Annotated in this window: 28 protein-coding genes; 18 read left to right on the top strand and 10 right to left on the bottom strand. The window is 61.8% G+C overall.

Annotated elements, in window-relative coordinates:
• The first annotated feature begins 166 nt into the window (after positions 1 to 166).
• The gene (locus GR197_RS14245; protein WP_164010568.1) at positions 167 to 1,618 is read left to right on the top strand and encodes a DHA2 family efflux MFS transporter permease subunit; all 1,452 of its coding nucleotides are present in this window, start codon (positions 167 to 169) and stop codon (positions 1,616 to 1,618) included.
• 62 nt (positions 1,619 to 1,680) lie between these two features.
• Here the strand turns inward: GR197_RS14245 and GR197_RS14240 are convergent, their stop codons facing one another.
• Positions 1,681 to 2,199 (bottom strand): DUF1697 domain-containing protein, encoded by a 519-nt coding sequence (locus tag GR197_RS14240; RefSeq protein ID WP_164010565.1) that lies wholly within the window; start codon positions 2,197 to 2,199, stop codon positions 1,681 to 1,683.
• Between the two features lie 229 nt (positions 2,200 to 2,428).
• The gene (locus tag GR197_RS14235; protein ID WP_164010561.1) at positions 2,429 to 4,537 is read right to left on the bottom strand and encodes a S9 family peptidase; all 2,109 of its coding nucleotides are present in this window, start codon (positions 4,535 to 4,537) and stop codon (positions 2,429 to 2,431) included.
• A gap of 252 nt (positions 4,538 to 4,789) precedes the next feature.
• Between GR197_RS14235 and GR197_RS14230 the strand changes: the two genes are divergently transcribed.
• Both GR197_RS14230 and GR197_RS14225 read left to right on the top strand, forming a co-directional pair.
• A complete protein-coding gene (locus GR197_RS14230) occupies positions 4,790 to 5,179 on the top strand; it encodes a DUF930 domain-containing protein (protein WP_007626817.1) in 390 nt (129 codons plus the stop codon).
• Between the two features lie 101 nt (positions 5,180 to 5,280).
• Positions 5,281 to 6,078 carry a polysaccharide deacetylase family protein gene (locus GR197_RS14225; RefSeq protein ID WP_164010558.1) on the top strand — a complete coding sequence of 266 codons (798 nt, stop codon included), beginning with the start codon at positions 5,281 to 5,283 and terminating at the stop codon, positions 6,076 to 6,078.
• Positions 6,079 to 6,309: 231 nt separating this feature from the next.
• Here GR197_RS14225 and GR197_RS14220 read toward each other — a convergent pair whose 3' ends face one another.
• From GR197_RS14220 to GR197_RS14205, 4 genes are all read right to left on the bottom strand, one after another.
• Positions 6,310 to 7,602: an FAD-dependent oxidoreductase gene (locus tag GR197_RS14220; RefSeq protein ID WP_164010555.1), complete on the bottom strand. Its 1,293-nt coding sequence runs from the start codon at positions 7,600 to 7,602 to the stop codon at positions 6,310 to 6,312.
• A gap of 18 nt (positions 7,603 to 7,620) precedes the next feature.
• Complete coding sequence (locus GR197_RS14215) at positions 7,621 to 8,787, bottom strand: AI-2E family transporter (RefSeq protein WP_164010539.1); 1,167 nt, start codon at positions 8,785 to 8,787, stop codon at positions 7,621 to 7,623.
• A 175-nt stretch (positions 8,788 to 8,962) separates the two neighbouring features.
• On the bottom strand, positions 8,963 to 9,823 hold the full coding sequence (locus GR197_RS14210) for a VOC family protein (protein WP_164010535.1): 861 nt from the start codon (positions 9,821 to 9,823) through the stop codon (positions 8,963 to 8,965).
• A gap of 30 nt (positions 9,824 to 9,853) precedes the next feature.
• Positions 9,854 to 9,940, bottom strand: coding sequence for a twin-arginine translocation signal domain-containing protein (locus GR197_RS14205; protein ID WP_246724586.1), 87 nt, complete (start codon positions 9,938 to 9,940; stop codon positions 9,854 to 9,856).
• A gap of 186 nt (positions 9,941 to 10,126) precedes the next feature.
• Here GR197_RS14205 and GR197_RS14200 point away from each other — a divergent pair, with 186 nt between their 5' ends.
• The 4 genes from GR197_RS14200 (at position 10,127) to GR197_RS14185 (ending at position 12,886) form a co-directional block, all read left to right on the top strand.
• On the top strand, positions 10,127 to 10,546 hold the full coding sequence (locus tag GR197_RS14200) for a universal stress protein (RefSeq protein WP_164010529.1): 420 nt from the start codon (positions 10,127 to 10,129) through the stop codon (positions 10,544 to 10,546).
• A gap of 127 nt (positions 10,547 to 10,673) precedes the next feature.
• Positions 10,674 to 11,342 carry a PAQR family membrane homeostasis protein TrhA gene (trhA, locus tag GR197_RS14195; RefSeq protein WP_164010527.1) on the top strand — a complete coding sequence of 223 codons (669 nt, stop codon included), beginning with the start codon at positions 10,674 to 10,676 and terminating at the stop codon, positions 11,340 to 11,342.
• A gap of 203 nt (positions 11,343 to 11,545) precedes the next feature.
• Positions 11,546 to 12,055 carry a GNAT family N-acetyltransferase gene (locus tag GR197_RS14190; protein WP_164010524.1) on the top strand — a complete coding sequence of 170 codons (510 nt, stop codon included), beginning with the start codon at positions 11,546 to 11,548 and terminating at the stop codon, positions 12,053 to 12,055.
• Between the two features lie 129 nt (positions 12,056 to 12,184).
• Positions 12,185 to 12,886: a pentapeptide repeat-containing protein gene (locus GR197_RS14185; RefSeq protein WP_164010521.1), complete on the top strand. Its 702-nt coding sequence runs from the start codon at positions 12,185 to 12,187 to the stop codon at positions 12,884 to 12,886.
• Between the two features lie 316 nt (positions 12,887 to 13,202).
• Here GR197_RS14185 and GR197_RS14180 read toward each other — a convergent pair whose 3' ends face one another.
• On the bottom strand, positions 13,203 to 13,730 hold the full coding sequence (locus GR197_RS14180; protein ID WP_164010518.1) for a GNAT family N-acetyltransferase: 528 nt from the start codon (positions 13,728 to 13,730) through the stop codon (positions 13,203 to 13,205).
• Positions 13,731 to 13,814: 84 nt separating this feature from the next.
• On the bottom strand, positions 13,815 to 14,228 hold the full coding sequence (gene msrB / locus GR197_RS14175) for a peptide-methionine (R)-S-oxide reductase MsrB (RefSeq protein WP_164010515.1): 414 nt from the start codon (positions 14,226 to 14,228) through the stop codon (positions 13,815 to 13,817).
• A gap of 189 nt (positions 14,229 to 14,417) precedes the next feature.
• Between msrB and GR197_RS14170 the strand changes: the two genes are divergently transcribed.
• The 9 genes from GR197_RS14170 (at position 14,418) to GR197_RS14130 (ending at position 21,794) form a co-directional block, all read left to right on the top strand.
• On the top strand, positions 14,418 to 14,633 hold the full coding sequence (locus GR197_RS14170; RefSeq protein ID WP_164010513.1) for a hypothetical protein: 216 nt from the start codon (positions 14,418 to 14,420) through the stop codon (positions 14,631 to 14,633).
• A gap of 127 nt (positions 14,634 to 14,760) precedes the next feature.
• On the top strand, positions 14,761 to 17,127 hold the full coding sequence (locus GR197_RS14165; RefSeq protein WP_164010510.1) for a putative monovalent cation/H+ antiporter subunit A: 2,367 nt from the start codon (positions 14,761 to 14,763) through the stop codon (positions 17,125 to 17,127).
• Entirely contained in the window at positions 17,124 to 17,564 is a 441-nt protein-coding gene (locus tag GR197_RS14160) for a Na(+)/H(+) antiporter subunit B (RefSeq protein WP_164010507.1), read from the top strand. Before GR197_RS14165 ends, GR197_RS14160 begins: the two co-directional genes overlap by 4 nt.
• Positions 17,564 to 17,941, top strand: a complete 378-nt coding sequence (locus GR197_RS14155) for a Na+/H+ antiporter subunit C (RefSeq protein WP_164010504.1) — start codon at positions 17,564 to 17,566, stop codon at positions 17,939 to 17,941. The genes GR197_RS14160 and GR197_RS14155 overlap by 1 nt, the downstream gene beginning before the upstream one ends.
• A gap of 259 nt (positions 17,942 to 18,200) precedes the next feature.
• The gene (locus tag GR197_RS14150) at positions 18,201 to 19,775 is read left to right on the top strand and encodes a Na+/H+ antiporter subunit D (protein ID WP_164010502.1); all 1,575 of its coding nucleotides are present in this window, start codon (positions 18,201 to 18,203) and stop codon (positions 19,773 to 19,775) included.
• Positions 19,772 to 20,245: a Na+/H+ antiporter subunit E gene (locus tag GR197_RS14145; RefSeq protein ID WP_164010499.1), complete on the top strand. Its 474-nt coding sequence runs from the start codon at positions 19,772 to 19,774 to the stop codon at positions 20,243 to 20,245. Before GR197_RS14150 ends, GR197_RS14145 begins: the two co-directional genes overlap by 4 nt.
• Positions 20,242 to 20,595 (top strand): cation:proton antiporter, encoded by a 354-nt coding sequence (locus GR197_RS14140; protein WP_164010497.1) that lies wholly within the window; start codon positions 20,242 to 20,244, stop codon positions 20,593 to 20,595. Before GR197_RS14145 ends, GR197_RS14140 begins: the two co-directional genes overlap by 4 nt.
• Positions 20,592 to 20,924, top strand: coding sequence for a monovalent cation/H(+) antiporter subunit G (gene mnhG / locus GR197_RS14135; protein ID WP_164010494.1), 333 nt, complete (start codon positions 20,592 to 20,594; stop codon positions 20,922 to 20,924). Before GR197_RS14140 ends, mnhG begins: the two co-directional genes overlap by 4 nt.
• A 438-nt stretch (positions 20,925 to 21,362) precedes the next feature.
• Positions 21,363 to 21,794: a MucR family transcriptional regulator gene (locus tag GR197_RS14130; RefSeq protein ID WP_007626776.1), complete on the top strand. Its 432-nt coding sequence runs from the start codon at positions 21,363 to 21,365 to the stop codon at positions 21,792 to 21,794.
• Positions 21,795 to 21,997: 203 nt separating this feature from the next.
• Here GR197_RS14130 and GR197_RS14125 read toward each other — a convergent pair whose 3' ends face one another.
• Both GR197_RS14125 and GR197_RS14120 read right to left on the bottom strand, forming a co-directional pair.
• Positions 21,998 to 22,420, bottom strand: coding sequence for a SufE family protein (locus tag GR197_RS14125; RefSeq protein ID WP_164010490.1), 423 nt, complete (start codon positions 22,418 to 22,420; stop codon positions 21,998 to 22,000).
• A 288-nt stretch (positions 22,421 to 22,708) separates the two neighbouring features.
• Positions 22,709 to 23,203: a DUF5330 domain-containing protein gene (locus GR197_RS14120; protein ID WP_164010487.1), complete on the bottom strand. Its 495-nt coding sequence runs from the start codon at positions 23,201 to 23,203 to the stop codon at positions 22,709 to 22,711.
• Between the two features lie 451 nt (positions 23,204 to 23,654).
• Between GR197_RS14120 and GR197_RS14115 the strand changes: the two genes are divergently transcribed.
• Together GR197_RS14115 and GR197_RS14110 are read left to right on the top strand one after the other, a co-directional pair.
• A complete protein-coding gene (locus GR197_RS14115) occupies positions 23,655 to 25,196 on the top strand; it encodes an ATP-binding protein (RefSeq protein ID WP_164010485.1) in 1,542 nt (513 codons plus the stop codon).
• Entirely contained in the window at positions 25,168 to 26,091 is a 924-nt protein-coding gene (locus tag GR197_RS14110; protein WP_164010482.1) for a peptidoglycan-binding domain-containing protein, read from the top strand. Before GR197_RS14115 ends, GR197_RS14110 begins: the two co-directional genes overlap by 29 nt.
• The last annotated feature ends 67 nt before the right edge of the window (positions 26,092 to 26,158 follow it).

Raw genomic sequence — 26,158 nt, 5'->3', positions numbered from 1 at the left:
GTGATCTGCCTTTACCTCTCGTCAAAGCTGCTTTGCCATAAAGGACATAGCGCCGCCATGATCGCAGGCGTATAGCAAATCGTCTCCCCTGGCCTTGCGCCATGTCATCCCCCGCGGCCTTGCTGCCTTCAGTGCTCCGCCGCGCCACCGCGAGTGATTCCGGACGATGTCGGATCAGATTTACCAGGCGCCGATGGTTCGGCGCGCCGCGCCCAATTTCCGGGTGATCGCGATGATTGTCGCGAGTGCGATGCTGATGGAAAATATCGATGCGACCGTGCTTGCGACGGCGCTGCCGACCATGGCGCGCGATTTCAGCGTCAGCGCGCCGGCCATGTCGATCGCCCTGACCTCCTATCTCCTCAGCCTGGCGATCTTCATTCCCGCCAGCGGCCGGATGGCCGACCGTTTCGGCTCCCGCACCGTCTTCCGCGCGGCCATATCCGTCTTCGTGATCGGCTCGATCTTCTGTGCGCTGGCGCCGACGCTGTCGTTGCTGGTACTGGCGCGGCTGCTTCAGGGCATAGGCGGTGCGATGATGATGCCGGTCGGGCGCCTGGTGCTGATGCGCAGCGTCGCCCGCAAGGATATGGTCAGCGCCATGTCCTGGCTGCTGGTGCCGGCGCTGATCGGCCCGATCGTCGGCCCGCCGCTCGGCGGCTTCTTCGTCACCTATCTCGACTGGCGCTGGATCTTCTACATCAACGTGCCGATCGGCATCATCGGCATGATCTTCGTGTCGATCTACATCGACGAGGTGAAGGGCAAGGCGAGCGGGCCGTTCGATACGCTCGGCTTCGTCCTTTCCGGCATCTCGCTCGGTTCGCTGCTCTTCGGCTTCGAAATGTCGAGCCACGAAGGCGAGGGCGCCTTCTCGATCTTCCTGATCGCCCTCGGCCTGCTCTTCGGCATCGCCTATCTCCGGCACGCCCGCAGGCATCCGTCGCCGATCATGGATTTCTCGCTGATGAAAGTGCCGAGCTTCGGCACCTCGGTGATCGCCGGGTCGCTGACGCGCATCACCCAGGGCGCCCAGCCTTTCCTGCTGCCGCTGCTCTTCCAAATCGGCTTCGGCCTGTCTGCGGCGGCGGCCGGCCAGATCGTCATTGCCACAGCACTTGGCGCGCTCGCCATGAAGCCGATGGCGAAGTTCGTCTTCCGCCGGCTGGGCTTCCGCCGAAGCCTGGTCCTCAACGGCATCTTCGGCACGGTCGGCTATGGCCTCTGCGCCGCCTTCCGGCCGGATTGGCCGATGCCGCTGATCTTCGTCGTTCTGATCCTCAGCGCCTTCTTCCTGTCGTTCCAGTTCACCGCCTATAACACCATTGCCTATGACGAGATCGACAAGGAACGGATGAGTTCGGCCACCAGTTTCTACACCACATTCCAGCAGCTGATGCTGTCGCTCGGCATCTGCATCGGGGCCTTGGCGCTGCACGGTTCCATGGCCTTTAGCGGGGCTGAAACACCGGCGCTTGGCGATTTCTCGGCCGCCTTCATCGTCGTCACGATCATCTCGATCACCGCCACTTTCTGGAACCTGCGCTTCTCCAAGACCGCCGGCGAGGAGATCAGCGGTTACAAGGTGAAACGGACGAAAGGTGTCGCTGAATGCTGACGCGATTTGCATAAAATCAAGGGCTTGAAGCCCCTCGCTTGAATCAGATTCTGCGCCGGAGGTCAGCCCTCCATCGCTGCCGCCATGTCGGCCAGCTTGCGCACGGTGTTGAGGTTGCGCGACGTTCCTGGCTTCAGCGCCGGCAGCTTCAGCTTCGAGCGGCCGGACCCATTGGGATAATGCACATAGATTTCGCAGGTCCCGAGTTTTGCCTCCTCGCCATCAGGCGCCACCATTTTATCAAGCGCATCGGCGGGCGGTTTTTCGGGGAGGAAATAGACGAGCAGCAAGTTCGGCTTGGCATCAGGGAAGGGCGCGTTAGCGGCAATCGCGTCGAACTCCTTGCGGCTCCGCACCATCACGCCCGGCCGCTTGCCCATCTTCTGCCCCAGCGCCGCGTCGAGCTTTTCCTCTACGGTCGTTTCGGATTCGTCCGAGCGGAAGAGTACATTGCCGCTTTGGATGTAGGTTTTCACATCCGCGAAGCCGAGGCCTTCGCAGATGGTCTTGAGTTCGGCCATGGGCAAGGCACCGGTGCCGCCCACATTAACGGCGCGGAGGAGGGCGATGTAGACGGGCATTTGTATCTCCCTCGGCTGTTGTGCCGTGTAAGCCCCCCTCTGCCCTGCCGGGCATCTCCCCCACAGGTGGGGAGATCACAAGTGGCCCAAACTTCGCATCCGTCTATCGTTTCGCCGGCTGTGACGTCAGTTGTTTGGGGAAGCCAGTGAGCCCAGCCAATCTCCCCACCTGTGGGGGAGATGCCCGGCAGGGCAGAGGGGGGTTCACACGTCACACCCCTCAAAGATTTCACATCTTCCCGGCCACCTTGATCGCAAATGCATACTCGAACGCAATCTCCTCAAGCCGCTGAAACCGCCCCGACGCGCCGCCGTGGCCGGCGTCCATGTTGGTCTTGAGCAGGATCGGTGCCGCGCCCGTCGTCTCCTCGCGCAGCTTCGCCACCCACTTGGCCGGTTCCCAATAAGTCACGCGCGGATCAGTCAGGCCGCCGAGCGCCAGGATCGGCGGGTAGGCTTTGGCGCCGACATTGTCGTAGGGCGAGTATGAGGCGATCTGCTCGTATTCTTCCCGGCTGTCGATCGGGTTGCCCCATTCCGGCCATTCCGGCGGGGTGAGCGGCAAACTATCGTCGAGCATCGTGTTGAGCACGTCGACGAAGGGAACGGCGGCGATGATGCCGGCAAACTTCTCCGGCGCCATGTTGGCAACCGCGCCCATCAGCATGCCGCCGGCAGAGCCGCCCTCGGCGATGATCTTCGCATAAGAGGTGAACTTCTGTTGATTCAGATAATCGGCAGCAGCGACGAAGTCCTTGAAGGTATTCGTCTTCTTGTCCATCTTGCCGTCTTCGTACCAGGAAAATCCCTTGTCCTTGCCGCCGCGGATATGGGCGATGGCATAGACGAAGCCGCGGTCGGCGAGCGACAGGCAGTTGGTGTTGAAACCGGCCGGGATGGTGATGCCGTAGGCGCCGTAGCCGTAGAGCAGGCAGGGTGCTGTGCCGTCGAGCGGGGTATCCCTGCGATAGAGCAGGGTGACCGGCACAGTCTCGCCGTCCCATGCCGGCGCAAAGACACGGCGGGTGATATAATCGTCGGGATTGTGACCCGACGGTACCTCCTGCGTCTTCAAGAGCGTGCGCTCGCGCGTCACCATGTTGTAATCGTAGAGCTGCGACGGCGTCGTCATCGACGAATAGGAAAAACGGATGACATCCGAGTCGTATTCCGCAGCACCTGAAAGCCCGAGCGAATAGGCTTCCTCGGCAAAGGCGATCGCATGTTCCTCGCCGGTCCTCCGGTCGCGGATCATGATCTGCGGCAGCCCGTCCTTGCGCTCCAGCCAGAGGAGATGGCGGGCATAGGCCATGTGGCTGATGATGAGGGTGCCGGGCTTGTGGGCGACGACTTCGCGCCAGTTTTCCTTGACCGGATTGTCCGCCGGCGCCTGCATGATCTTGAAGTCCTTGGCGCCGCCGTCATTGGTCAGGATGTAAAAGACCTCGCCGCCCTCGGTCAGCGAATATTCGATGCCGTCCTCGCGCGCCGCCACCAGCTTCGGCTCGGCGGTCAGATTCTTGGTCGACAGCAGCCGATATTCGCTGGTCTCGTGGTCGTGAATGTCGATATAGATGAAGTCGTCGAGCAGCGAGCCGCCGACGCCCATGAAGAAGCCGGCATCGGCTTCCTCGTAGACCAGCCGGTCTGCCGATTGCGGCTGGCCGAGAATATGGTGGAACACCTTCGAAGGCCGGTGGTTCTCGTCGAGCGCCGAATAGAAGAAGCTCTTGCCGTCGGGCGCCCAGACGCCACCACCGCCGGTATTCTCGATCCGGTCTTCGAGGTCTTGCCCGGTCGAAAGGTCGCGCACCTTCAGCGTAAAGAATTCCGAGCCCTTGTCGTCATAGCCCCAGATGCCGCGGCTATGGTCGCTCGAATGGTCGAGACCGCCGAGGCGGAAATAGGCCTTGCCTGACGCCTCCTTGTCGCCGTCGAGCAGCACGGTGCGGATCGTCTCGTCGGCGACGTTGCCGTCGCGGGCGATGCGGAAAAAACGCGGCTGTTCGCCGCCCGTGACATAAAACGTGCCATAGGCATAGGCGCCGTCCTTCATCGGCACCGAGCTGTCGTCTTCCTTGATGCGGCCGCGCATCTCGGAAAACAGCACCTTCTGCAGCGCCTTGGTGTCTTCCATCGCCGCATCCATATAGGCGTTTTCGGCTTCGAGATGCCGGCGGATGTCAGGATCGAGGATCGACGGATCCTTGAACATTGCCTGCCAGTTGTCGGCGCGCAGCCAGGCATAGTCGTCCGTGCGGGTGATGCCGTGGCGCGTATCGGAGATCGGCTTCTTCGGTGCGGCAGGCGGTGTCGGCAGGTTTTTGAAAACGGACAAGGAATGGCTCCGGTGGGAATGTCGGGTTGGCAAGAGATAGAGGCGCCCCGGTCCCGGATCAAGCGTCAAAGCTGCGCCAAGGATGCGGGCGGCCTTCCACAAGCAAGGAGGCGGCTTTGCCCGCCTTGCCTTGATGTCACCACAATATTTAAGAATGTCCGCTATCACAGAGCGAAAATTGCACGCGCCAAGCCTCCGGCAAGCTGCCTGCGGCAGGGTGAAGAATGGACAACAGCAAGGGATTTCTCCGCAATGCCGAAACGTCTGCTCCTGTTTGTATCCCTCGTCAGCCTTGCTGCCCCTGCCTTTGCCGTCGATCCCGCCATCAAGAAGCAACTTGAAAAACTCGATCCCTCGACCCGTCTGGAACAGAGCTGCGACACCGAGGCGATGAGCCGCATCAACCAGGAAAGCGCCGGTTTCAAGCCCGACAAGGTGATCGCCTATACCTTCAAGGACCCGATCCCCGGCGACAATTCGCTGCAGGCCCCGGGCGCGGTCTTCCGCAGCAAGGGCGATTGGTATCATCTCTCGTACAATTGCATCACCGGCCCGCAGCATATCAATGTGCGCGAACTCGACTACCAGATTGGCGACAAGGTGCCGCGCGAGAAGTGGGACAAGTATTATCTCTACGATTGATGCCCTTGGCTTTGTTCGGGCGGCGGCGGTGACATCCGGCCACATGGCGCCATGCAAAAGCATCCGCTAAATCTGTCGAAACCGACTTGTAGAAGCCTCATATGAACCGCATCCTGCCCGCTTCGGCGTTCCTGCTGAGCACCATTGCTCCCGTATTGGCGGACGCGCTGTCGTCAGCGCTGCCCGCCTCGGCCGCCGTCAGCCCGGCCCCGAGAGCGCCTGAAGTAAAGCTCGTCGAGCCGCATCTGCATATCGCTCGCTCCAACGCTGCCGGCCATGCCCGCATTGCGCTGACCTTCGATGCCTGCATGGGGCAGGCGGACGAGCGTATCCTGTCGACCCTGGTGCGCGAACGCATCCCGGTGACGATCTTCGTCACTGCCCGTTGGCTGAAACATAACCCTGCAGCGGTTGCCGTCTTCCTGCAGAACCCCGATCTCTTCGAACTCGAAAATCACGGAGAGAACCATATCCCAGCCGTCGACACGCCGACGCTGATCTATGGTATCGCCTCGGCCGGCTCGCCGCAGGCGGTAAGGCGGGAGGTCGAAGGCGGCGCTGCCGCCATGGTCGCGACCGGCATTCCGGCGCCGCGCTGGTTCCGCGGCTCGACCGCCAAATACGACCTTTCCGCCATCGGCCAGATCCGCGCCATGGGCTATCGCATCGCCGGTTATTCGGTAAACGGCGACGGTGGTTCGCTGCTCGGGGCTGCGATTACCGAAAAGCGCATCGCCTCGGCCAAAGACGGCGATGTCGTCATCTCCCACGTCAACCAGCCGACCCATGCGGCGGGCGAGGGGGTGGCGAAGGCGCTGGTCGACCTGAAAGCCAAGGGCACGGAATTCGTTCGTCTGGAGGACGTCGAGGATATGGGTGACGACAAAACGACGGAGTAGCTTTTAAGCTAAGGGCATGCCGTGGCTGCCCCCCTCTGCCCTGCCGGGCATCTCCCCCACAGGTGGGGAGATTGGCTGGGCGCATTGGTTTCCCCAAACAACTATCGTTGCAGCCGGCTGGAACGGTAAACGGGTGCGAAGTTCGGGCTACTTGTGATCTCCCCACCTGTGGGGGAGATGCCCGGCAGGGCAGAGGGGGGCTACCACGGCACAACAGTCAATCCCAAGCCTCTACCGCAACTCATCCCCAGCCCGAAACCTATCCTCTCCAAACCGCCGCAGCCCCGGCCCATCCCTGTCGAGCGCGAAATCCTCGAACCAGTCGCGATGCATGCCGGCGAGCATGGCGCCGATCATCTGGGCTGCGAGATAGGAAAAGGTGATGCCATTGCCGCCATAGCCGTAGGCGGCGAGCACATGCGGCATGCCGGGCACCGGGCCGATCAGCGGCAGGCCGTCGGCCGTTTCGCCGAAGGTTCCGCACCAGGCGTGTTCCACCCGCGTATCGGCTTTCGGCCATAGCCGCTTTATCTTCTCGCGAATTGCCATGATCTTTGCCGGCAGTTGGCGGTCGCGGGCTTCGGGATCGGTCGTGCCGTCATCCTCGCCGCCGGCGACGATGCGATTGTCCTCGGTCGTGCGCATGTAGAGATAGGGGTGGCTGTCCTCCCAGATCAGCGCCCTGTCGCGCCAGAAATTTGCCGGGTCCTGGGCTACGGTGGCGAGCGCCCAGCTCGAACTGGTGCGGTGCAGCTTCGGCATGTCGAGGCCCGGCATCGAATAGCCCGTCGCAAGCACGGCATGCCGCGCCTCGATGACGTGGCCTCCGTCCGTCTCTGCCGTGACCCGATCGCCTTCGCTGTGAAGCGCAGTGACGGAAGCATTGACCAGCCGCGCGCCGCGCCGGACGGACATCTCGATCAATGCCCAGGTCAAAAGCAGCGGGTCGCACTCCGCCGAACCCGGCGAATAGATTGCCCCATCCCGGTCGAGCTCAAATTGCGTGAAGAGATCTGGATGTTCGAGATAGACGCCGGGCAGGCCGGCCCGGCGGCGAAGCTGGCGCTCCTCCAGAAGCTCGCGCGCGCCTTCCTGGTTGGCGGCGAGATAGAGGGTGTTGCGCGGCCGGAAGCCGCAGGCAATCCCGTTCGCGGCGATCAGCTTGGAAAGGCCGGCGACCGCAGCACCGCTGCGGCGGTAGATGCCGGCTGCGCGTTCGAAGCCGTAATAGTCCTCAAGCTCGGTAAGTGTGCTGTCGATTTCCCATTGCAGCATCGCCGTGCTCGCCGCGGTGCTGCCGAAACCGGGCTCCTCCCGGTCGATGATAACAACGGAAAAACCGCGTGCCGTCAGATGTTCGCCGACCAACGCGCCGGTGACGCCGCCGCCGATTACGGCGACGTCGGTGGACAGGCTCTGCTCGATCGGCCGCCATTCCGGCCGTACACCGCTTTTTCCCCAAAGAGAGCGGCCGCTGACCATCTGGTCGTGATCGGATTCGTTGAGATCGAGATCAGAGGCCACGCATGTCTCCCCGGTTGATCATTTCGGCAATTGCGGCTGCGGCTTTTCCTCGATCAGCAATTCCTCGATGATCGTGATGACGATCAGCGAGAGCGGCAGCGCCAGCATAGCGCCGACGGCGCCCCACATCCACGTCCAGAACAGGATGGCGAGGAAGACGACGAAGGGATTGATTTCCAGCCGCCGTCCCATTACCGCCGGGAAGATCAGGTTTTCCATGAGAAGATGCACGGTAAAGAAGGCTGCGGCCGGGATCAGGCCGATGACGAGGTCATCATGGGTGAGAATGCCGGCGATGGCGACGGCGAGCGTCATCATGGTGATGCCGAGATAGGGAATGAAACTCGACAGGAAGGCGAAGAAGCCCCAGAGCACTGGCGCCGCCAGCCCGCCTGCATAGGCGATAACGGTCATGACGACGCCGAGGCCGATATAGATCAGTGAGGCTGTGGCGAAATAGAAACCGAGCACCTGCTCGACGGCATTGATGACACGGATTGCCGCCAGGCGTTGCGTGCGGGTGCGGAAGGTCATGATGATCGTCTTGCGCAGGTTGACCCGGCTGGCAAGGAAGAGCAGCAGCGCCGCAAAGAAGATCATTCCCTGCACGACAGCCGGCGTCAGGCTGGTTGTCACCACGTGCAGCACGTTGCCGGTATTTTCGAGCAGCGCACCGATCGACATCGGCCCGCTTTCGAATGTTGCGGGGGTGATATGCAGCCATTCGATGCGCTCGAGATAAGGCATGACGCGGTCTATGGTCCGCTCGGCAAAGGCCGGCCCCTCATTGGCAAACGTTATCAGCGGCCCCGCGAGCGAGTTGATCACCAGGAAGATCACCAGCGCCACGCTGCTTGACAGTATGAAGGCGTTGGCAAGGCGCGGCACGCCCATCTTGCTGAGTTTTTCCGCGGCCATGCCAAGGATCATGCCGACGACGACGGCAAGCGTGATCGGGATGAGGATAAGCGACATCATATACACGGCGGCAAGGCCGAGAATGCCGAAGATGCCGATGATCGCCCAGGCCATGCTGATATCGAGACCGTCCTTTTCCAGCCGGTGCAGCGGTGGCGGTGGCAGCTCTTCGGCTGCCTCCTTCAGCGTCTGCGCCCAGGCGCTGGTGCGGCGTTCGCCGATCGCGATCTTCTTTGCCTGTTTGCGGATGCCAGTGGCGATTCCCATGCGGTGAGGTCCCCGAAGCCCCATTGCTTCGTCACGGAAACGCGCCGATGCGGTTCCGGTTCCGTGGGGGGTAGGGCGATCCGGAAAACCGATCGCGGCACCTCTTCATCCGCATGATTCTGCCCGCATGGCGCGAATGTTCTCGGCCTTTTCGGCCTCATCCGCGCCTCGGATATTAAACCGAAAGCGTCAGGCCGATCCCCCACGGGTCCCTGAGAAACACGCCGCCGTCGCGCTTCTCGCTGTTGATCTCAAGTGTATCTAGCTTGGAGATCGCCGCATCCAGCGTCGCCTTGTCGTTGAAACGGACCTTGTAGTCCGAAAGTCCGGTCATATTGTCGGCGCGTGCGACAGCACCCCGGCTGTTCCAGATATTGGCGGCGATGTGATGATGGTAGCCGCCGGTCGCAAAGAAACTTGCGCCGGGTCGGCTCGCCATCAGCTTGAGGCCGAGGACATCGCGATAAAAGGCGTCGGCCCGAGGGATGTCGCCGACCTGCAGGTGCAAGTGGCCGATCGCCGTTCCCACAGCCATGCCGCTCCAGTCCCCGTCGGGCGCGCTGTCATAAAGCGCCTGCAGGTCGAGCCGCAGCGTTGCCATGTCGACCATGCCATCCTGATCGAACTTCCATCGTTCGTGCGGCCGGTCGGCATAGATTTCGATGCCGTTGCCTTCGGGGTCGGACAGATAGATTGCCTCGCTGACGAGATGGTCCGAGGCGCCGTCGAGCACGACGTTGTTGTTGGCGGCATGGCGCAGCCAGCGTGCGAGTTCCGCCCGGTCGGGCATCAGGAAGGCTGTGTGAAAAAGGCCGGCGGCATTGCGCGGCGCGATCGCCGCGTCCTTGGCGGTCGTCAGCGTCAGCAGCGGCAGATCGCCGACACCCAGCACTTGCCCGCTCGCCGTCTTCTCGATGACCTTCAGGCCGAGCATCGATTGATAGAAGCCGGAAACGACAGCGAGGTCGGTCACCACGAGATGCGACTGGTCGACATAGGCGGGTCGTGTCAGCGCATAGGAAGTTTCGGTCGTCATGGATTGTTCTCCTGCCCCTGATCTGGCCGCTTATCTGGCCTGTGAAATGGACGGCGTGCCGGCGGTGGCGGCGAATGTGCCGCCCGCGGCAAGGCCGAGAAAGTTTCGTCGATTCATCCGTCTCTGCCTCTTCTGGGCTGCCGTAGCCAACCCCTATATGGCGTATTGCGATTGTTCACAGAAGATCCGTTTTTGACGATGAAGCGTTGAGCAGGTGTTGACGATGACATCCACTTGATCGCGCTCAAAGCGTCCATATCTTCTTTAGAGAGAGCTTATGAAGCTCAGTCATGGAGGGAAGCCATGTACAGAAAGATCATCGTTGCGATCGCGCTCGGCGGCATCGAAAAGGGAGAGAAAATCCTCCGCAAGGCCGCATCCCTACTCGACGACGGCGGCGAGATCGTCGCACTCAACGTCATCGAAGATGTGCCGACCTATGTGGCGATCGAACTGCCGGCCAATATGGTCGAGGACGCCATGCAGGACAGCCGCGACCAGCTGAAGGCGCTGATCGCCGCAACCGGGATTGCGGCAACCGTCGAGATCCGCAACGGCCCACCAGCCAAAGTGATCATTTCGACCGCCGAAAACCACGGAGCCGACCTCATCATCGTCGCTTCGCATGTTCCGGACTTTTCTAATTACTTTATCGGCGCCACTGCCGACCGGGTCGTGCGCCACGCCAAATGCTCGGTGCTGGTCGACCGGCAGAAGGTTTGATGTGCGCAGCTGCTCCGCCCTCCATCAGCCTGTCACGAAGATTTACCGACCGTGCGCTTTGCCGCAGTTGCGCGCCCGTCGGTTCGATGCGACGATTGCAATCGGGGTCTGAAACGGATTGGCGGGCATGGCCGAATTCAACGGCATTCGCTGGGCTTATGACAGATACGAGCTGATCGCCGATGGCATCGTCCATGGCGTCGGTCTCGTACTGGCGCTGATCGGGGCCACCGTGCTGATCGTCTACGCCACGCTCTGGAGCTCCTACGGTGCGCTCGCCGCCGCCTGGATCTATGGCGTCGGGCTGGTGTTGACGCTGGCCATTTCCTTTTCCTACAACGCCTGGCCGGTCTCGCGCACCAAATGGTACTTGCGCCGCTTCGATCATTCGGCGATCTTCCTGTTGATCGCCGCCACCTACACGCCCTTTCTCGAACGCGGCGCCGACGACCCGCTGCTCCTCATCATGCTGGTCGCGATCTGGCTGTTCGCTGCCGCCGGCATTATCCTGAAATGTGTCTTTCCCGGCCGTTACGACCGCGTTGCTATCCTGCTTTATCTCGCCATGGGCTGGAGCGGCGTGCTGGTGGCCGGGCCTGTCGCCGCGCGCATTCCCTCCGCCTCGATGCTGCTGATCGTCATCGGCGGGGTCATCTATTCGCTCGGCGTCATCTTCCATGTCTGGGAGAAGCTGCGCTTCCAGAACGCCATCTGGCACGGTTTCGTCGTCACCGCCGCGGCGGTGCATTATTCGGCCGTCTTCACCTGTTTCAGCCTGCCGGGGCCTGGGCTTTAAAGCATGTCGCGCAAAGTGTGCAGCGGTTTTGCGGTAACGACATGCGAGAAAATAATGGCCCAAAGCGCAAGGAGCGAATCTGAAAGATCGCGACGCGCTTTGACGGCGGCCGTGCCCAAAAGCGTCGGTATTTCGCATCCGCCGTTTACATCGTTCGAGGCCGGGCGTAAGCCGCCTTTCCCAGACAATACGAACGGGCAATCATGACAGACGCTGTGCTCCTCCGCGATGCCACCGAAGCCGATCTCCCCGCCATCCGCGATATCTACAATCACGCCGTCGAGCACACGACGGCGATCTGGAACGACACGCTGGTCGATCTCGAAAACCGCCAGGAATGGATGAAGGCGCGCAAGGGCCGCGGTTTTCCGGTCATCGTCGCCGAGCTGGCAGGCAGGGTCGCCGGCTATGCCTCCTATGGCGACTGGCGGGCCTTCGACGGCTACCGCCACACCGTCGAGCATTCCGTCTATGTCGACAAGGATTGCCGCGGCGCCGGCATCGGCGAGCGCCTCATGCGGGAACTGGTCAGCCGTGCTGCGGCAGGAAATATCCATGTGATGATCGCCGGCATCGAGGCTGAAAATACCGCTTCGATCAGGCTGCATGAAAAGTTTGGTTTCCGCATTGCCGGCAGATTTTCCGAGGTCGGCACCAAGTTCGGCCGCTGGCTGGACCTCACCTGCATGGAGCTTCGCCTGCCTCTGGATTGATCCGGCACCCCCGGCAACCCATAGTGAAGGCGCGCGCCATCTTTTTATTGTAGTCTGAGCTGTGTAAGAAAGGGGAAGCAGCCTGCTTCGCGCGAGGCGGCTCAGAATGGTATGGAGGTGAACAGTTCAATGGCAATGCACGGATCGTCGCTCGGTCTCCTTGCCCTCGTCCTTCTGGCATTTCCGCCGGTTGCCGCCAGGGCCGCCGATTGCGGCAGCCTGGCCTCGCCGAAGCTCGACTGGCAGGAATGCACCAAGAAGAACCTGATGCTGCAGGGCAGTGATCTCGAAAGCGCCAACCTCGCCGGCACCGATTTCTCGCTGACGGATCTCGCTGGCGCCAACGTCAAATCCGCCAATCTCGAAAAGGCGACTTTGGTGCGTGCCTCACTCGAGGGAGCCCACGCCGAAGGCGCCAACTTCGCCAAGATCGAGGCCTATCGCGCCAGCTTCGCCAATATTGCCGCCGACGGCGCCTCCTTCGCCGGCGCCGAACTGCAGCGGGCCAATTTCGCCGGTGCCAAGCTTGCCGGCGCCAGCTTCGAAAAGGCCGAGCTCGGCCGCGCCGATTTCGACAAGGCGGTGCTGACCGGCGCGAAATTCTCTTTCGCCAATCTTTCCCGTGCCGATCTCTCCAGCGCTACCTTCGAAGGCCCGCCGATCTTCGAGCGCGCCTTCATGTTCCTGACCCACATCGAAGGCCTTGACCTCTCGACCGCAGCCGGGCTCGAACAGGCACAGATCGACCTTGCCTGCGGCGATAACTCGACCAAGCTGCCGTCCGGCCTATCGGCGCCGACGAGCTGGCCATGTCCTGCTGAGCACGAGTGATTGGGCAAGGTTTTGGCCGCATCGTCGAGTTGGGCACCGGTTTGTGGAATTCTCTAGATTTCCCCACTCTCCGTCATCCTCGGGCTTGACCAGAGGATCCACGCGACGAGCACCGCAGGAAAGGCGGAGGCATCCAGCCGAGGCTGAATATCGAACCAAGATCGTCGAGACATCCGCCACCGCGCATGGATGCTCGGGTCAAGCCCGAGCATGACGGAGGTTAGGGGCGAAGCGCGGAGTCCCTGGCGCAATTCCAGCAGTGCCGCATCGGGTTTCTCCGGAAGCATCTGAAAATAAACGGAGAACCAGAAAGGCCCTATGCTTTGTCCGTGATGTAGAGGTGAAATTCCACCCTGCCGCCATCGGTGCCTGCGGCCTTGGAGAAGGTTTCCCGCCGCCGATGCACCCGCTCCGCGACGCGTTGCGAGCGCAAATTGTCGGGCCTGACGATGGAGACGATTCGCGCGAAGCCAAGAGCATCGAGCGCGTGGTCCCGGCAGGCGGAGGCCGCCTCGGCTGCATATCCCTTGCCCCAATGATCGCGCCACAGATGGTAGCCGATCTCGGGTTCCAGGCCTGCGGACGTTTCCTGCAGCGTGATTCCACAATCGCCGAGCAGTGTGCCGCTCCGCCGGTCCGTCACGGCCCAGAGGCCGAAACCGTGATTGGCATAACTGTCGAAGGCGAGCCTCTGAAGCCAGCTGGCGGTTTCGTCGAAGCTCTTGATGCCGGGGTAATAACGCATGCATTCGGCATCGCCGAAAATGCGGTGGAGAAACGGCAGATCGGCAGGCGTGATCTCCTGTAGCGTCAGCCGGTCGGTCTTGAGAATATCTGGCGCCATCGGCCTTCTCCTGCCTGTTGGATCGCCGTCCTTAAGCGGCCCATCGCGTCGGGATGAGCCGCTTTCCGATTGCTGGCCGGACGCTTACTTCCCCGGCTCGAACACCATGGAATGGCCATTGATGCAGTAGCGCAAACCGGTCGGCGGCGGGCCGTCTGGAAAGACGTGGCCGAGATGGGCTTCGCAGCGGCCGCAGCGGATTTCGGTGCGCACCATGCCAAAGGCGGTATCGCGATGCTCGGTCACCGCATCGGGCGACACCGCTTCGAAATAGCTCGGCCAGCCGCAGCCGGCGTCGAATTTCGTGTCGGAGCGGAAAAGCGGGGTATTACAGCTGACGCAGCGATAAAGCCCTGTCTCGAAGGAATCCCAATAGGGGCCGGTGAAGGCGCGCTCGGTGCCGTGCTGGCGCGTAATGCGGTACTGCTCGGGGGTGAGCTGTTCTTTCCATTCGGCATCGGTCTTATGGATCTTGGCGGTGGTTGCAGTTTCGGACATGCCATGCTCCTTTCGCCGAGGGGCGGTTCCGTTTCGCGAGGAAATGTGGTGTGCCATTGTCAGTTCATCAAGACTTGGGCACCATCCCGCCCCATTCGCCATGTACCGCTTTTTGGGGAGGACGCTTGCTCTTACATCCGTTAGGGATTTCCTGTTAGGGTTAATGTTATGTCTATTGGGGAATCACCGGTGTTTGAAGCAGCAATCGTCCTGCTCTACGGCCTCGTAGCCGTGGCCGCCCTGGCGGTAACACTGCTGGAAGGCTGGGCCAACCATGATGGCTTGACGCTCCATCGTCTTGCCGGGCTTTTCGCATGCCTGCTTTGGCCGCTGACGCTTCTGGTCTTCATCCTGCACGGTGTCGTCGCCCGGCTGCTGACGCGTCGTTCCCGATCGGCGGCCTGATCATCCCACCACCGTTGCGCCGCTTCGCCCTCCGATCGAAATTGCTTGAGACGCTCTACCATTTCGCCTAAGTCAGAGGGTAGCCGGTTTTCTCTGGCTTTCGTCTGTTGCCGGTAGAGGAGGAGACATGGCCGATGTCACGGCTCTGACATTTCTGGCCCTGTGTCTGCCGCTCGCCGGCGCTCTTGTCGCCCCCTTCGTCATCCGCATCTTCGGCGCCAACGGCGCTTGGTTCCTGGCGATCGCTCCCTTGCTCGCCTTCCTGCATTTCTTGCGTTTCGTTCCTGCGATCGCGCGCGGCGAGGTCGTCACCGGCGGCTATTCCTGGGTGCCGAGCTACAATCTCTCCTTCTCCTGGTTCCTCGATGGCCTGTCGCTGGCTTTCGCGCTGCTGATCACCGGCATCGGCACCCTGATCGTGCTGTATGCCGGCGGCTATCTCAGAGGACACAAGGATCAAGGCCGCTTCTTCTCCTTCATCTTTCTGTTCATGGGCGCCATGCTCGGCGTCGTCGTTTCCGACAGTTTCCTGATGCTCTTCATCTTCTGGGAACTGACATCGATCACCTCCTTCCTGCTGATCGGCTTCGATCACGAGCGTCAGGCGGCGCGGCGCGCCGCGCTGCAGGCGCTGGTGGTCACCGGCGGGGGAGGGCTCTGCCTGCTGGCCGGCCTGCTGCTGCTCTGGAACATCTCGGGCGTCACCCAGATGTCGCAGCTCATGGGATTCGGCGATGCCGTGCGCGAAAGCCCGTTCTATCTTGCTGCCCTCATCCTGGTTTTGGGCGGCGCCTTCACCAAGTCGGCGCAGTTTCCCTTTCATTTCTGGCTGCCGAACGCCATGGAAGCACCGACGCCGGTGTCTGCCTACCTGCATTCGGCCACCATGGTAAAAGCCGGCGTCTATCTGCTGATGCGGCTCAATCCGGTCATGGGGGCGACACCTGCCTGGGAAATCCTGCTGCCTTTCTTCGGCGGGCTGACCCTGGTGGTCGGCGCCACGCTCGCCATCCGCCAGACCGACCTGAAGCTCAAGCTCGCCTATACCACCGTCTCCTCGCTCGGCCTGCTCGTCATGCTGATCGGCTTCGGCTCTGAACATGCGGTACAGGCGGCAGCGCTCTATTTGGTGGCGCATTGCCTTTTCAAGGGCGCGCTGTTCATGGTCGCCGGCATCATCGATCACGAGACCGGCACGCGCGATGTCACCACGCTCGGGGGCCTGGGGCGGGCGATGCCGCTGACATGGGTCATCGCCCTTGCGGCGGCCCTCTCCATGGCCGGCCTGCCGCCTTTTTTCGGCTTCCTCGCCAAGGAAGAGATCTATACGGCACTAACCGGCGGCGATATACGCGCGCTCACCTTCACCGCCATCACGGTCTTCGGCAATGCGCTGATGTTTGCCGTCGCCTTCGCCGTGGCTCTGAAACCCTTTTTCGGCCGGCCGGTGGAGACGGAGAAACGTCCGCACGAAGCGCCCTTCCTGCTCTGGCTCGGGCCGGCCGTTCTTGCCGCCCTCGGCCTGCTTGGCGCGATCTTTTCCAACGTCACTCACGCCGTCCTGTCCTCGTCGATCGCTGCCGCCATCCGCCAGGAACCTGTAGAGATCGATATTTCGCTGATGCCGCATCTCGGCGGGCCGTTGGCGCTCTCCGCCCTTACCGCGCTGCTCGGCGTCGGCGTCTATTGGCAGCTCGATCGCACCCGCTTTTTGATGGCGATCTTCCTGCGCGCCGCCGGGCGCGGGCCGGACCACGGCTTCGACCTCGCTATTTCAGGCCTTGTCCGCTTTGCCGGCCACCTCATGCGTGTCCTCCAGCCGGGGCGGCTGCAGATCTATATCGCCTGCACCTTCCTGTGCGTCGCCGCCGTCCTCATCATTCCGCCCATCGTCTATGGCGAGCTGCCGCACCTTCCCGCCTGGCCGGCCGATGTCAGGCTCTATGAATGGGCGGTTTTGCTGATTGCCGCCGTCGGCCTTGTCGCCGTGCTCGTCGCCCGCGACCGGCTGACGGCGATCGTCTCGCTTGGCATCCAGGGTTTTGCCGTCGCCATCATCTTCCTGCTGTTCGGGGCGCCGGATCTGTCCTTCACCCAGTTCATGGTCGAAACCCTGGCGGTGGTCATCCTCGCTTTGGTCATGACCAGGCTTCGCCTTTCGCCGGACGATCGGCGCCCGCTCGGCCGCAGGCTCTTCGACGGCGGGCTTGCGCTTGCCTGCGGCCTCGGCTTCACGCTCTTGCTGCTGCGGGCGACGCAGGCGCCGTTCAACGACGCGCTGACTGTGTTCTTCAACACCTATTCGAAAACGATTGCCCACGGCGCCAATGTCGTCAACGTCATCATCGTCGATTTCCGCGGCACCGACACGCTCGGCGAAATCGCCGTCGTCGCCGTCACCGGCCTTGCCATCCTGGCGCTGATCCGCATCCGCGCCGGCACCGAGCGCAAGCTTGCGGCCAATGACCCTGCGGTGGAGACAGAGGGCCGATGAACACCCTGATCTTCCGCACGGTTGCGCCGTTCCTCACCGCGTTGATGCTGCTGTTTTCCGTCTTCGTGCTGCTGCGCGGCCACAACGAGCCGGGCGGCGGCTTCATCGGCGGGCTGATCGCCGCCTCGGGACTGGCGATCTATGGCATTGCCCGCGGGGTTGCCGCCGTTCGCCGGGCGCTGTTTTTCCATCCGCTGTCGCTTGCCGGCTTCGGCCTGCTGCTGTCGACGGTAGCAGGTCTCCTCTCCATTCTCTTCGCGGTTCCCTTCATGACCGGCCTCTGGATCTATCCGAACCTCTTCGGTCTCGAAGTGCCGCTGTCGAGCGTCATGCTTTTCGACATCGGCGTCTATCTCGTCGTGCTCGGCGCCCTTGCCTCGATCGCCCTGACATTGGAAGAGAAGGAAGTGACATCGGAAGAAAAGGAGGTGGAGTGATGGAGCCGCTGCTAGCGATCCTCGTCGGTCTGTTCTTCGCCGCCGCCATCTATCTGATGCTGTCGAAATTCACGATCCGCATCATGCTCGGCATCGCCATCCTCGGCAATGCCGTCAACCTTCTGCTGTTTACATCAGGCCGGCTGACGCGTGGAGTGCCGCCGATCATCCCGGCCGGTCTCGACGCCTTGCCCGCAGGCACGGCCAACCCGCTGCCGCAGGCCCTCATCCTGACGGCGATCGTCATCTCCTTCTCCTTCCTCGCCTTCCTTTTGGTGCTGACCTACCGCGCCTACCAAGACCTCGGCACCGACGACACCAGCGAGATGCGCGCCGCCGAGCCCGACGACCGGCCGCTGCCGCCATTGGGGTATTGAGGCGGATGTCGGCGTTGGTGGTTACCCCCCTCTGCCCTGCCGGGCATCTCCCCCACAAGGGGGGAGATCGGCTGGTGGCCAGGTCTCGCGCATCATTGCAACCTCAGACTAGGCGACAATACGCTTCTCAGAGCGAGGGCGGCATAATTTGGAGAAGCCGTTTCCGCATGCCGATCTCACCCCTTGTGGGGGAGATGCCCGGCAGGGCAGAGGGGGGTATCACACGGCACACCCCCACCGTTCCCAAAGGCCACGCCTGATGGCCGCTCCCACCTCCACCATTGATCTCGCCGCCGCACTAATCACCGCCCCGGTGCCCATCGGCCATTGGCTGGCGATCCTGCCGGTTGCCCATTGCATCACGCTGGGTGCCGTTCTGCTGATGCTGCGCAGCCATCCCCGCCTGCAGGCATGGCTCGCCATCTCAGGCCTTGCGGCGCTGGCGTTGATCGATGCGGCACTGCTCGCCAAGGTCATGGCCGAAGGGCCGCTCACCATGGTCATGGGCCGCTGGCTGCCGCCCTTCGGCATCGCCTTCACCGTCGATCTTCTGGGTGCGCTGATGGCCTTCACCGCAGCCCTTGTGGCGCTCGCCGCCGGCATCTATGCGCTCGCCGATATCGGCGAAAGCGGCAGGCGATACGGTTTCTTCCCGCTGCTCATGTTGCTGATGGCCGGTGTCACCGGCGCCTTTCTGACCGGCGATGTTTTCAATCTCTATGTCTGGTTCGAGGTGTTGCTGATCTCTTCCTTCGGGCTGATCATCCTTGGCTCCGAACGTCAACAGATCGACGGCGCGCTGAAATATGCGGTGCTGAACCTCATCGCCACGACGCTGTTCCTGATTGGCGTCGGCATCCTCTATGCCGCCTTCGGCACGCTCAACATGGCCGATATCGCCGCAAGGGCGAAGGATTTGCGCGGTACCGCACCGCTGATGACCCTGGCCAGCCTCTTCCTGCTCGCCTTCGGCATGAAGGCGGCAGCCTTCCCGGTCAATTTCTGGCTGCCCGCCGCCTACCATACGCCGCGCATCGTGGTCTCCGCGCTGTTTGCCGGCCTGCTCACCAAGGTCGGCATCTACGCACTGATCCGGGTGATGGTCATGCTGCTGCCGGTGGAGCGCCAGGAATTGAGCCTGCTGATCGCGCTTGCCGCCGCCGCGACCATCCTCGTCGGCGCGCTCGGCGCCCTTGCCGAAAACGATATCCGCAGGCTGTTCGGCTATGTCGTCATATCGGGCATCGGCAACATGCTCGCCGGCGTCGCCCTTGGTGGCCCAGGCAGTGGCCCAGGCGGTGGCATTGACGGCGTCAGCGGCGCCGTCTTCTATGCGCTCCATTCCATGGTGCTGATGACGGCGCTTTATCTGGCTGCCGGCGAGATCGCCCGGCGGGGCGGTGGCTTTTTATTGTCGGAACTCGGCGGGCTCTATCGGCAAAGCGGCGGCTTCGCCGCGCTCTCCCTTGTGCTCTTCCTTGCCGCTTGCGGCCTGCCGCCCTTTTCCGGCTTCTGGCCGAAAGTCATTCTCGTCAAGGCCGCGCTCGATCTCGGTGACTGGTGGCTGGCGGCCGTTATCCTCGTCGGCGGTTTTCTGACGACGATCGCTTTTGGCCGCCTCTTCCTGCTCGCCTATTGGCGCCCGGCGCCGGTAGAGCTGATGTCGACCAAGGCCAGATGGCGCACCGGCCTGCCGCTGGCGGCACTGACGGCGCTCACCATTGGCTTCGGCATTCTGCCGGAACATCTGCTGGCGCTGTCGCAATCGGCGGCCGCCGGTCTTGTCGATCCAGCGGCCTATCTTCATTCGGTCTTTCCCGGAGGCTTCAGGTGATCGCCTTTCTCTTCAACCTGCTGCTTGCCATTGCCTGGGTGGCGGTCACCGGGAGCGCCTCGCTGCACAATCTCGTCCTCGGCTTCCTGCTTGGCGCCTTGGCGCTGACCGTCATCCGCGAACCCTTCGGCAGCATGGAATACCTTCGCCGCGCCCGCCGGGTGCTCTCGCTCGCCGCCCTGTTCCTGAAGGAATTGTCGCTGTCGGCCTGGAAGGTGACGCTCACCATCCTCTCGCCTGATATGAAGCTGAAGCCTGGCATCTTCGGCTTCCCTCTGACGGTAACGAGCGATTTCGAGATCACTTTGCTCGCAAACCTCATCACCCTGACACCCGGCACGCTTTCGGTCGATGTCTCCACGGATCGCCGCACGCTCTATATCCACGCGCTCGATTGTTCCGATCCCGAGACCGCCAAGCGGGATATCGCCAATGGTTTCGAACGCAAAATCATGGAGGCGTTCCGGTGATCACACCTGCCGCCATCATCACGGTCGCATCCTCGGCTGCCCTGGTCATCCTCGGCCTGGCGCTGATTCTCACTGTCTGGCGCGTCGTTGACGGCCCGACATTGCCGGATCGCATCCTCGCCCTGGATATGCTGACCGGCATCGCTATCGGTTTCATCGCCGTCATCGCGATCAAAACAGGCTTTTTTCTCTATATCGATATCGCCATCTCGCTCGGCCTCGTCGGCTTCCTGGCGACGGTCGCCTTCGCCCGATTCGTGCTGTCGCGCGGCAACATCAAATCGCCGGCGTCTGCCTCTCCGGCAAAGGCTGCCGCGAAAAGGCGTCATGCGGGAGGAAAGAAACGATGAGGGATTATGTTGTCGCTGCCATCGTCGCTCTGCTGCTGATATCAGGTGCGTTTTTTGCTCTTTCGGCGGCGATCGGCCTGATCAGGCTGCCCGATCTCTATACCCGTATGCACGCGGCCTCGAAGGTGGGTACCGTCGGCTCCGGCCTGCTGCTCCTTGCCGCCGGCCTCTATTCGCAGGACCTGGCGATTCTCGCCCGCGCCATTGCCGGCTTCGTCTTCCTGTTGCTGACGGCGCCGGTCTCTGCCCATCTGCTGGCCAGAGCCGCCCACCTCTCAGGATACGCGCTCGGTGCTGTTTCGGTCCGTGACGATATGCACAAACGCTGAGCCTGTGCTGTTCGCTGCTTTACCAGATTTATGCAAAACTTATGCACAGGAACCTGTGAGTAAAGCTTGCCTTTAGGTGCCTTAATTCTTCATCTGTCATTTTTTCTCAAGAAAAACGACAAATAATAATTGGCCTTTCGACCAAACGATGGTATTTGAAAATGCAAGTAGAGTTCTGATTGTGAATCACAATCGTACTGCTTCCAAGTCCCTCAGTTTTGATTTTTTATGTCTAAACTGGGGCCATCGCCTGGGGCATGACGTAGTGGTTTCCAGTCAGGCAGTATAAGAATAGGTCTCGCTCTTCGGAATCTAGGGGTGGATTTCGTGTTTTTCGAAACAGAAGGTCGGTCATGTGCTTTTGCTGTTCGCTTCTACGAGGCGGGTCTTTGACGTAACAGTCAAAGGCCGTTTGAGCATGCTAACAGGAGAAAAAATATGACGGAAATGGCGACCGGCAATGCGCCGGAGCTGCTTGTGGAACTGACGGCCGACATCGTCGCGGCTTATGTCAGCAACCATGTTGTCCCGGTCAGCGACTTGGCAAATCTGATTTCCGACGTGCATTCGGCACTGAGCAACACGTCCGTACCGCAGCCTGCTGCGGCCATCGTCGAAAAACAGAAGCCTGCAGTCTCTGTCCGCAAGTCCGTACAGGACGAGCAGATCACGTGTCTGGAATGCGGCGGCAACTTCAAGTCCCTCAAGCGTCACCTGATGACGCATCACAGCCTCTCGCCGGAAGACTACCGCGAGAAGTGGGACCTGCCGACCGACTACCCGATGGTAGCGCCCGCTTATGCCGAAGCGCGTTCGCGCCTGGCAAAGGAGATGGGCTTGGGTCAGCGCCGCAAGCGCGGCCGCGGCTGAGGTTTTTCGAAAGCCACCAACGACAAAAGCCGGGTCTTGTGCCCGGCTTTTCTGTATGCGCGTAAGGCGGGGGCGCCGCTCTATGCTTTGCCGGCGGCCGCAGACTGTATTCCTGTACTATCAGCAAGTGTTAATATACTGATCCGCCGAGCCGGGCTGTGCGAATCGCTTGGCCGGGGATCTGTCAAAGCCGGTCAAACACTTCAGGCCGCGGCGCGAATCGTTGCTTCTTCCCGGATCCTGTTGACCATCGACCGCAGTCCGTTCGAGCGCTGTGACGACAGGTTCTCCACCAGACCGATCTTCGAGAAAATCTCGAAAGCATCGAGCCCGGCGATCTCGGCTGCCGTCTTGCCGGAATAGGTGGCGAGCACGATGGCGACGAGGCCGCGCACGATATGGGCATCCGAATCACCCTCAAAGCTCATCACCGGGTTGTCGGGATCGCCTGTGGTATGCGTCACCAGCCACACCTGACTGGCACAGCCCATCACCTTGTTTTCGGACGTGCGCTTCTCGTCGGCGAGGTCTGGCAGCGCCTTGCCGAGTTCGATGACATAGCGGTAACGGTCTTCCCAATCGTCCAGGAAGGCGAAGTCGTCGATGATCTGGTCGAGGGATGCCATGGGAAAGCCTTTCAATCTTAAACCTGCATATAGGTGAAAGACCGGCGGATTTGAACCGTTAAAGCGCGTCGCGTCGAACAGGATTCATGCGACACGCTTCAATTCTTTGTTTTCATGCATGTCGTTATCTCAGAACCGCGGCACACTTCCTGAGGACATGCATTAAAAAGAAACGCCGTGAGGGATGGGCATCCTCACGGCGCAGCAAATGCTGAATTAAACAGGGCAGGCACGTCAGGCATGGGGCATTTCCGCGTCATGCGGACCACCGATGCAAGTTCAGAAAAATCAGATCGCCGGCTTCGGCGTGGGTAGCGGGATCGCGCCGGTGACAACGGTCGCGGCAGAGGCGTCATCCTCGACCGGCGGGCGGTAAGGCATCGGCTGGTTCAGCGCGGCCCTTGCCTCGCGCAGCTTTTCCTGGATGGCGGGTGCGGCCAGTGAGGGCATGTTGAGCGCCACCGGCACCTGCGGTTCGGCGCGCTTTGCGGTCGCCGGCATCTCGCCGTTGAATTGGCTGTCGAGAAGTTCGTAGGCGACGCGGGCGCCTTCACGGGCCCGGTAGCCGAGCGCCGTGGCGGTTTCGGCGCCCTTGGCGCAGACCTCGGGCTTTTCCGAGCACATGCCGGTGAGATAGTCATAGGCGCCGCTTGCCGCCGTAAACGCGTCGGAAAGCTGCAATTGCGGGCCGTTGGCGAGCTTGTCGGAACTCTCCGTGCTGAAGACGGAAAGAAGCACGAGCACAAGGCCAAACCAGAAGGATCCTTTGATCAGAAACCACATTGTCGTTGCCCATCCTGTTTTCCCGTCCGGTTCTTGTCGCCGAATCAGGCCGGTTGTCCGGTGTGTTTTCACCCTACCGCCAAGTTGCGAACGCCGCTTTTCGAAACTCGTGGGCATTTGCGGCAAATTTAGTTCAAATTTTAGCGAACGGCATTTGACGGACATTTTAGTCGAATGCGACCGATCACCGTTAAGCATCAGGGCAGCACCTGCTTGCAATTGCAGGGCTTTTGCCGGCTCGCCTTGCCACAGGCGTTAATGCAATGCTGAAATATGAGGAAAATCCGTCGCTTACCTGCTATTAACCACAAAAGGCAAAGTGCCTTCCAGATGCTTCAAAACGGGATTTTCGGCGCTTTCCAGCTGTGAACAGCGCTTTTGCCTTATCCTTTCTTTAAGTCGCCAAGGCCTATTGTCCGGATCGATAGACAGCCTTTCGGGCGGGTATTGCGTGCGTGTATTGAGTAACATTGGCGGCTGGGTGACGGCCCTGGTAGACCGGGCGGCGACAAGCTGGCTCTCCCGGACGGGCGGCGGCGAAGCCGTGCGCCAACGCGAGCTCGCGATCCTGCGCCGCCTCGTGCTGTTCTCGTCGGCCGCTCTTATTGCCGCTCCTGTCGGACTTTCGGCGGTCACCAGTCCGGCCGTCGCCTTGCCGGCAGGCGTCGCGATGGTCTGCGCTGCCTTTCTCTTTTCCGCCGTCGGCAGCATCGCGCTCGCCCGTCAGGGTTCGTCCGCCGGTATCGCGACGCAGTCGGCCGAGGATTTCTTCCTTGCCGCCACCCCCGGCCTCGTCTTCTTCCTGGACCCGCATGGCAGCGTAGCGACCGTCGGCGGCCGCGACCGGCGCGATTTTCTCGCCTGGATGCGCGATCCCAAGGGCAGGGGTTTCCTGGAACAGGTGCATGTCTCCGACCGCATCCTTTTCCTGCAGGCGCTCGATGGCCTGCGCCGGGGCGAGGATGCTCAATGCGTCGACCTGCGCATCGACCGCCCCTCGGTCGCGCGTGATCAACGCCAGTTCGCTTATCTCAGAATGGACATGACGGCCCGGCGCGACGCCGATGGCGAACTTGCCGCCGTCATTGCCCAGCTGCACGATGTCTCCGTCGAACAGCAGCTGCGTGCCGAAGCTCAAAACCGCGTCGCCGATGCCGAATCGGCAAACGACGCCAAATCGCGCTTCCTCGCCGCCGTCAGCCACGAGTTGCGCACGCCGCTGAACGCCATTCTCGGTTTTTCCGACATCCTGATAGGAGAATATTTCGGCAAGTTCGAAAACGACCGCCAGCGCGAATATGTCGGCCTCGTGCGTGAATCCGGCGCCCATCTCTTGTCCGTCGTCAACACCATGCTCGACATGAGCAAGATCGAAGCCGGTCGCTACGAGCTGATCCTCGAAGCTTTCGATATATCAAGCTCGGTCAAATCCTGCGAATCGATGCTGGCATTGCAGGCCAAGACCAAGGGCCTGACGCTGACCAGCCGGATCCAGCGCGGTCTCGGCGAGATCGTTGCCGATCAGCGCGCCATCCAGCAGATCCTCATCAATCTCGTCGGCAATGCCATCAAGTTCACCGAGGCAGGCGGCGTCGTCTCGGTCGATGCGGCGGCGCGCGACGGCATCCTTAAGCTGACGGTCAGTGACACCGGCATCGGTATTGCGGCCGACAAGCTGGCATTGCTCGGCCAGCCCTTCGTCCAGATCCAGAACGACTATACCCGCCGCTTCGAAGGCACTGGCCTTGGTCTTTCGCTGGTCAAGGGGCTGGTGGCGCTGCATGGCGGGCATTTCGCCATCGCCAGCCAACCCGGCGAAGGCACGATCATCACCATCGAGATTGCAGTCGACGGCTCAGGCGCCGTGCGCGCCGAAGACGCCGGCCATGGCGCGACTGTCGAGTTCCCACCGCGGCTGAAGGGCGCGGTCCATGCAGGTGCAGAATTGGGGGAGGGGCGTTTCGATGGCCGCGCGCAAGCGAAAATCGCCTAAGGGAAAAGGGGGACGGCAGCAGCCGGGCCTCTTGATGTCGGGCGCAGCGGCGCTCGGCGGCCTCAGCCTGCAGGGCGCCTCGGTGCTCGGCGGCGTCATCGGCCGCAATCCATCGGTTGCCGGCGGCACGATCACCTTCGTCGTCATCTTCTCCTTCGTCGCCGCCAACGCGCTCTGGTATCAGCCGGGCCTGCATCCGCATCCGATTTTCCGCACCCGCGATCCGCAGTCTCCCAACGTGCTCGGCGCCCGCCGCCCAGCCGAAGAGCAGCAGGGCGACGTCACCACCTTTCGGATCGAACGGCCGGAGGATGCCGCGACCACCACCAACGCAACGCCGGCGCCTGCCGCGCCCGGCCAGCAGCCGAGCCAGCTTGTCATGGACATCCAGCAGCAGCTGGTGCGCCGCGGCCTCTATAACGGCATACCCGACGGGGTCATCGGCCCCCGCACCAGTGCGGCCATCCTGTTCTTCGAGGAAACCGTCGGCATGGCCCAGACCGGCGATCCGACGCCCGAGGTATTGGTGGCGTTGAAGACCGATGCATCAGGCCCTTCGACGATACCCGCCGACAAGCCGCCCGAGGATGTGAGTTCGAAGGCGGCGGCGGAAGACCCGGTGGCAGCGGCGATCCGCAGCGCCGAAAAGACCGTCAAAACCGCTTCGTCATCCGCAAAGCAGGTTCCATCAAGCGAAATTACCAATGTCGACCTGGTGCTGAAGATCCAGAAGGGTCTTTCCAACATGGCCTATGCCAATGTCGGCGTCGACGGCGTCGCCGGCGAGCAGACCCGCGCGGCCATCCGCCATTTCCAGAAGCACTACAACCTGCCCGAAAACGGCGAGCCGACCCAGGCCGTACTGAAAAAACTCGAGGAAATCGGCGCGATCTAATGCAGGTCATCAGGAAGCGTGCGGCGGTTCTCGGATAAAGACACCCATAAAAACAACGCGCTTTAGC

This window comes from Rhizobium phaseoli, assembly GCF_010668805.1.
In the GTDB taxonomy this organism is placed as follows: domain Bacteria; phylum Pseudomonadota; class Alphaproteobacteria; order Rhizobiales; family Rhizobiaceae; genus Rhizobium; species Rhizobium phaseoli_A.
This window is presented reverse-complemented; position numbering and strand designations above follow the sequence as displayed.

Bases quoted from the DNA above. Each gene is read 5' to 3' on its own strand.
- mnhG (WP_164010494.1), top strand. From the start codon at position 20,592: ATGAGGGATTATGTTGTCGCTGCCATCGTCGCTCTGCTGCTGATATCA.
- GR197_RS14160 (WP_164010507.1), top strand. From the start codon at position 17,124: ATGAACACCCTGATCTTCCGCACGGTTGCGCCGTTCCTCACCGCGTTG.
- GR197_RS14215 (WP_164010539.1), bottom strand. From the start codon at position 8,787: ATGGGAATCGCCACTGGCATCCGCAAACAGGCAAAGAAGATCGCGATC.
- GR197_RS14225 (WP_164010558.1), top strand. From the start codon at position 5,281: ATGAACCGCATCCTGCCCGCTTCGGCGTTCCTGCTGAGCACCATTGCT.
- GR197_RS14130 (WP_007626776.1), top strand. From the start codon at position 21,363: ATGACGGAAATGGCGACCGGCAATGCGCCGGAGCTGCTTGTGGAACTG.
- GR197_RS14205 (WP_246724586.1), bottom strand. From the start codon at position 9,940: ATGAATCGACGAAACTTTCTCGGCCTTGCCGCGGGCGGCACATTCGCC.
- GR197_RS14165 (WP_164010510.1), top strand. From the start codon at position 14,761: ATGGCCGATGTCACGGCTCTGACATTTCTGGCCCTGTGTCTGCCGCTC.
- trhA (WP_164010527.1), top strand. From the start codon at position 10,674: ATGGCCGAATTCAACGGCATTCGCTGGGCTTATGACAGATACGAGCTG.
- GR197_RS14150 (WP_164010502.1), top strand. From the start codon at position 18,201: ATGGCCGCTCCCACCTCCACCATTGATCTCGCCGCCGCACTAATCACC.
- GR197_RS14110 (WP_164010482.1), top strand. From the start codon at position 25,168: ATGGCCGCGCGCAAGCGAAAATCGCCTAAGGGAAAAGGGGGACGGCAG.
- GR197_RS14120 (WP_164010487.1), bottom strand. From the start codon at position 23,203: ATGTGGTTTCTGATCAAAGGATCCTTCTGGTTTGGCCTTGTGCTCGTG.
- GR197_RS14245 (WP_164010568.1), top strand. From the start codon at position 167: ATGTCGGATCAGATTTACCAGGCGCCGATGGTTCGGCGCGCCGCGCCC.
- GR197_RS14210 (WP_164010535.1), bottom strand. From the start codon at position 9,823: ATGACGACCGAAACTTCCTATGCGCTGACACGACCCGCCTATGTCGAC.
- GR197_RS14180 (WP_164010518.1), bottom strand. From the start codon at position 13,730: ATGGCGCCAGATATTCTCAAGACCGACCGGCTGACGCTACAGGAGATC.
- msrB (WP_164010515.1), bottom strand. From the start codon at position 14,228: ATGTCCGAAACTGCAACCACCGCCAAGATCCATAAGACCGATGCCGAA.
- GR197_RS14155 (WP_164010504.1), top strand. From the start codon at position 17,564: ATGGAGCCGCTGCTAGCGATCCTCGTCGGTCTGTTCTTCGCCGCCGCC.
- GR197_RS14230 (WP_007626817.1), top strand. From the start codon at position 4,790: ATGCCGAAACGTCTGCTCCTGTTTGTATCCCTCGTCAGCCTTGCTGCC.
- GR197_RS14185 (WP_164010521.1), top strand. From the start codon at position 12,185: ATGGCAATGCACGGATCGTCGCTCGGTCTCCTTGCCCTCGTCCTTCTG.
- GR197_RS14190 (WP_164010524.1), top strand. From the start codon at position 11,546: ATGACAGACGCTGTGCTCCTCCGCGATGCCACCGAAGCCGATCTCCCC.
- GR197_RS14125 (WP_164010490.1), bottom strand. From the start codon at position 22,420: ATGGCATCCCTCGACCAGATCATCGACGACTTCGCCTTCCTGGACGAT.
- GR197_RS14240 (WP_164010565.1), bottom strand. From the start codon at position 2,199: ATGCCCGTCTACATCGCCCTCCTCCGCGCCGTTAATGTGGGCGGCACC.
- GR197_RS14200 (WP_164010529.1), top strand. From the start codon at position 10,127: ATGTACAGAAAGATCATCGTTGCGATCGCGCTCGGCGGCATCGAAAAG.